Origin of the sequence: Rhodopseudomonas sp., assembly GCF_048594845.1 — a bacterium.
In the GTDB taxonomy this organism is placed as follows: Bacteria; Pseudomonadota; Alphaproteobacteria; order Rhizobiales; family Xanthobacteraceae; genus Rhodopseudomonas.
The window spans coordinates 1-3,753 of the sequence record NZ_JBMDXE010000059.1 but is presented as its reverse complement, the minus strand read 5'-3'; the positions used below and the strand labels follow the sequence as shown (position 1 = coordinate 3,753).

4 protein-coding genes and 1 pseudogene are annotated in these 3,753 nt (G+C 66.4%); 4 read left to right on the top strand and 1 reads right to left on the bottom strand.

Going from position 1 to position 3,753, the window contains the following annotated elements:
* Positions 1-329 (top strand): YHS domain-containing (seleno)protein (locus ACOJTD_RS03055; RefSeq protein WP_420131467.1); only part of this gene is annotated, 329 nt, incomplete at its 5' end.
* Positions 330-353: 24 nt separating this feature from the next.
* Here ACOJTD_RS03055 and ACOJTD_RS03050 read toward each other — a convergent pair.
* The gene (locus ACOJTD_RS03050) at positions 354-1,190 is read right to left on the bottom strand and encodes a 3'(2'),5'-bisphosphate nucleotidase CysQ family protein (RefSeq protein WP_420131466.1); all 837 of its coding nucleotides are present in this window, start codon (positions 1,188-1,190) and stop codon (positions 354-356) included.
* Between the two features lie 146 nt (positions 1,191-1,336).
* Between ACOJTD_RS03050 and chpT the strand changes: the two genes are divergently transcribed.
* The 3 genes and pseudogenes from chpT to ACOJTD_RS03035 form a co-directional block, all read left to right on the top strand.
* Positions 1,337-1,990, top strand: a complete 654-nt coding sequence (gene chpT, locus ACOJTD_RS03045; RefSeq protein WP_420131465.1) for a histidine phosphotransferase ChpT — start codon at positions 1,337-1,339, stop codon at positions 1,988-1,990.
* Positions 1,991-2,186: 196 nt separating this feature from the next.
* Positions 2,187-3,527, top strand: a pseudogene (locus ACOJTD_RS03040) (chemotaxis protein CheA); the annotation flags it as partial.
* Positions 3,528-3,553: 26 nt separating this feature from the next.
* Positions 3,554-3,753 (top strand): hypothetical protein (locus tag ACOJTD_RS03035; protein ID WP_420131464.1); only part of this gene is annotated, 200 nt, incomplete at its 3' end.

Genomic DNA, 3,753 nt, shown 5'->3' with positions numbered 1-3,753 from the left:
ATTTCACCGACCACGAGGCGCGGATGGGGGATGGCGACTACGAGGCCTCCTCCAGCGGTGCGATCTGGCGGTTCTGCAATGCCTCCAACATGGCGGCCTTCGTGGCCAATCCGGAGATCTATGGGCCGCAATTCGGCGGCTACGATCCGGTCGGGATCGCGCGCGGCGTGCCGGTGCAGGGCAATCCGCTGGTGTGGCTGGTCAGCGGCCAGCGGCTGTTCCTGTTCGACCGTGAGGAGAGCCGCACTGCCTTCCTGGCGGATCCCGAGCGCTATCTGAAGCAGGCGCGGCAGCAATGGCCGGCTGTGCAAGCGACGCTCGCCGACTGATGCCGTCGGGCGACGGCCGACGGGTCAGGCCGCCGCGGCCGGATCGCCCCAGGCGATGAAGTCCGGCACGATGAAGTTCTGCCGCGGCACATCGAATCGCAGCGGCGCGCCGTGCCGGTCGGTGAGCTTGCCGCCGGCCGCTAGCACCACGGCGGCACCGGCGGCGATATCCCATTCGCAGGTTGGAGACATCCGCGGATAAATATCCGCGGCGCCCTCGGCGATGCGGCCGAACTTGAGCGCCGAGCCCATCTGGGCCTTCACGGCGCCGGGGCGGGCCGCGATGAAAGCGAGCGTGTCGTCATCGAGATGCGACCGGCTGATCGCCACCGTCCACGGCGCGCCCGGCGGCGGCAGCGGCCGGGTGCGGATCGGGGTCGCCGTATAGCCCGCGCTGTCCGGCGCAATGCTCAGCCGCTCGGCGGCACCGCCGACCAGTCCGCGCCAGATGATGCCGAGCGCGGGTGCCCCGACGATGCCGAGCAGCGGTTCGCCAGCGCTGATCAGCGCCAGGTTGACGGTGAATTCATCGCGGCCGGCCACGTATTCCTTGGTGCCGTCGAGCGGATCGATGACGAAGAAGCTGCTGGCCTGCGGGCGACCCGTTGAGCAGCTCTCCTCCGACAGCGTCGGCAAGTGCGGAGCGATCTGCGCCAGCCCCTCGGCGAGGACGCGGTCGGCGGCGAGGTCCGCGGCGGTCACCGGGGAGCCGTCGGATTTATGGTCGACCTGCCCGGAGCGGTCGATCGCCAGGATCGCGGCGCCGGCGCGCAGCACCAGGTCGGTCAGCGGCTCGAGCCACGCTGCGGCGTCGTCGCGCGAAATCGATGGCTCCCGCTCCAACGCACGCCCCGTCGCCATCGTCTGATCTCCTTGCGCGGCCGGTTTCGCGCCGGCCCTGATGTTGGCAGCACAACCGGCCGCAGTGTATCAAGCCATGCACCATGGCTGATTCGTTTTGAACGAGCCCGTTTGAACGACCCGTGCGGCTTCCGAGGAGCAGACCGATGTCCGACAGTGCCACTCCCGTCCAGGCTCCCGCTCCGGATGCGCTCGAACTGGCGGCGCTGCTGTGTTCGCGGGTCTGCCACGATCTCATCAGCCCGGTCGGCGCCATCGTCAATGGCCTCGAAGTTCTGGATGACAGCAACAAGCAGGAAGACAAGGACTTCGCCCTCGATCTGATCCGCAAAAGCGCCAAGACGGCGTCGGCCCGGTTGCAGTTCTGCCGCTTGGCGTTCGGCGCGGCCGGCTCGGCCGGCGCGCAGATCGATCTCGGCGACGCCCAGAACATGGCGCGCGGTCACCTCGAGGACGAGAAGACCAAGATCTCCTGGAATCTGCCGCGGCTGCTGCTCGCCAAGAACCGCGTCAAGCTGCTGCTCAACATGCTGATTATCGCCCAGCAGACGATTCCGCGCGGCGGCACGCTGACGATCGATCCGGTCGGCGAGGGCGACAATCTGTCGTTCCGCGTGATCGCCGCAGGTCTCAACGTGCGCACCCCGCAGGCCATCGTCGACATGCTCAGCGGCAAGCATTCCGGGCCGATCGAGTCGCACGGCGTGCAGCCGTACTACACGCGACTTTTGGCCGAAGCATCCGGCCTGACGGTGTCGCTGGCGCCCGAAGGCGATACCTTGGTGGTAAGCGCCGTCTAAGCCCGCACTAAGCGCCGGATCGACATGGTAAAGGCCCGGTTACGGGCCTTCCCTGGTATTAGTACGTGTTCGACTCGGTTTCATTCGGAAAGGTCGAACCCGAATACGCAACCAATATTAAACGCTTTCCGCAGACAGTGGCCGCATCACTCGGTCACGGCTGTTGCCGTGCGCCCGCGTAAAGAGGCCAGCGCACATGGACGATCTTCTCCGTGAGTTCTTGACGGAAACCTTCGAGAGCCTGGACACAGTTGATAATCAGCTGGTCCGCTTCGAACAGGAGCCGAACAACGCGAAGATTCTCGATAACATCTTCCGGCTTGTTCACACCATCAAGGGCACTTGCGGTTTCCTCGGCCTGCCGCGACTGGAAGCGCTGGCGCATGCGGCCGAGACGCTGATGGGCAAATTCCGTGACGGCATGCCGGTGACCGGCGAGGCCGTGACGCTGATCTTGACCACGATCGACCGCATCAAGGACATTCTCGGCGGCCTGGAAGCCACCGAGGCCGAGCCCGAGGGCGAGGACGGCGACCTGATCGGCGAACTCGAACGGTTGTCGATGCGCACCCCCGAAGAACTCGCTGCTGAACTCGGCGAAGCGCCGCCGCTCGCCGAGGCGGTCGAAGACGATGCGGCCGAAGCTGCGCCGGCCGAGCCCGTGGTTGCTGAAGGCACCCTTGTGGCGCAGACGCTGGAGCGGCCGCTGCGTCCGGGCGAAGTCTCGCTCGACGAGCTCGAGCGCGCCTTCCGAGAGACCGCCATCGAGATCGAAGCTCCGCCGCTGGTGCCCGCTGCGCAGCAGGATGTGCCGGCGCCCGCTGCGGCTGCGCCCGTCCCCGAGGCCGCCAAGCCCGCGGCGAAGCCGGCCGCCAAGGCTGCGAAGAAAGCCAACGACCAGGAGGCCGCGCCGGCCGAGGGCGACCGCATCGCCAACCAGTCGATCCGCGTCAACGTCGATACGCTCGAACACCTGATGACGATGGTGTCGGAGCTGGTGCTGACACGTAACCAGCTGCTCGAGATCAGCCGCCGCCACGAGGACACCGAGTTCAAGGTGCCGCTGCAACGGCTCTCGACCGTCACCGCCGAACTGCAGGACGGCGTGATGAAGACCCGCATGCAGCCGATCGGTAACGCCTGGCAGAAGCTGCCGCGGATCGTGCGCGATCTCGCTTCCGAACTCGGCAAGCATATTGAGCTCGAGATGCACGGCGCCGACACCGAACTCGACCGTCAGGTGCTCGACCTGATCAAGGATCCGCTCACCCACATGGTGCGCAACTCCGCCGACCACGGGCTCGAGAAGCCCGAGGAGCGGGTGCGCAACGGCAAGCCCGAGCAGGGCACCATCCGCCTGTCCGCCTATCATGAAGGCGGTCACATCGTGATCTGCATCGCCGACAACGGTCGCGGTCTCGACACCGAGAGGATCAAGGCCAAGGCGCTCGCCAACGGTCTGGTCACCGAGGCCGACGTCGAGAAGATGACCGAGGCGCAGATCCACAAGTTCATCTTCGCGCCGGGCTTCTCGAGCCCGTGGTCGGCGGAGTTGCGCACCATGTGGGTGAGCGGATCCTTGATCAGGTCGAGCACCTGACGGTCGAGTTCGGTGTCTGCGCCGTGCATCTCGAGCTCAATATGCTTGCCGAGTTCGGAAGCGTGATCGCGCACGATCCGCGGCAGCTTCTGCCAGGCGTTACCGATCGGCTGCATGCGGGTCTTCATCACGCCGTCCTGCAGTTCGGCGGTGACGGTCGAGA

Excerpts from the sequence above, each read along its gene's own strand:
- ACOJTD_RS03050 (WP_420131466.1), bottom strand. The coding sequence starts at position 1,190 with ATGGCGACGGGGCGTGCGTTGGAGCGGGAGCCATCGATTTCGCGCGAC.
- chpT (WP_420131465.1), top strand. The coding sequence starts at position 1,337 with ATGTCCGACAGTGCCACTCCCGTCCAGGCTCCCGCTCCGGATGCGCTC.